The 356-nt window shown below is 59.8% G+C and carries 1 protein-coding gene and 1 pseudogene; both read left to right on the forward strand.

From position 1 onward, the window contains the following. Positions 1-192: pseudogene (locus OO68_RS48980) on the forward strand (hypothetical protein); the annotation flags it as partial. Then, positions 182-356, forward strand: a 175-nt coding sequence (locus tag OO68_RS48985) for a P-II family nitrogen regulator (RefSeq protein WP_209442694.1), incomplete at its 3' end; no start/stop codon positions are given. The pseudogene OO68_RS48980 and the gene OO68_RS48985, both read left to right, overlap by 11 nt.

The raw sequence follows: 356 nt of genomic DNA on the forward strand, positions 1-356 counted from the left end.
GTGGAAAATCGCACGGTCGTGTTCGTCCGAAACGGCGAGAAATTCGAGGCCCGCGACGTCGAGGTTGGCGACCGTGATCCGCAGATCGTCGAAATCCTTTTTGGCGTTCTCGATGGCGATGTCTACGCGGCGCAGAACAGCTTCATCGTGAAGGCGGAGATGACCAAGGGAGCGGGCGGAGATGAGCATTGACAGCAGCAAGACGTTGATTACCGCGTTGATCAGGCCTCACATGGAAGGCCACGTCGTTCGCGCGCTCCATGACCTTCCGGATTTTCCCGGCTTCACCTTCGACGAGGTGCGGGGGCAAGGAAGGGGACGCGGACAAGGGGGCAGCTATGTCTCGACCGATACGG

Origin of the sequence: Streptomyces iakyrus (assembly GCF_000717055.1) — a bacterium.
GTDB classification, from domain to species: Bacteria; Actinomycetota; Actinomycetes; order Streptomycetales; family Streptomycetaceae; genus Streptomyces; species Streptomyces iakyrus.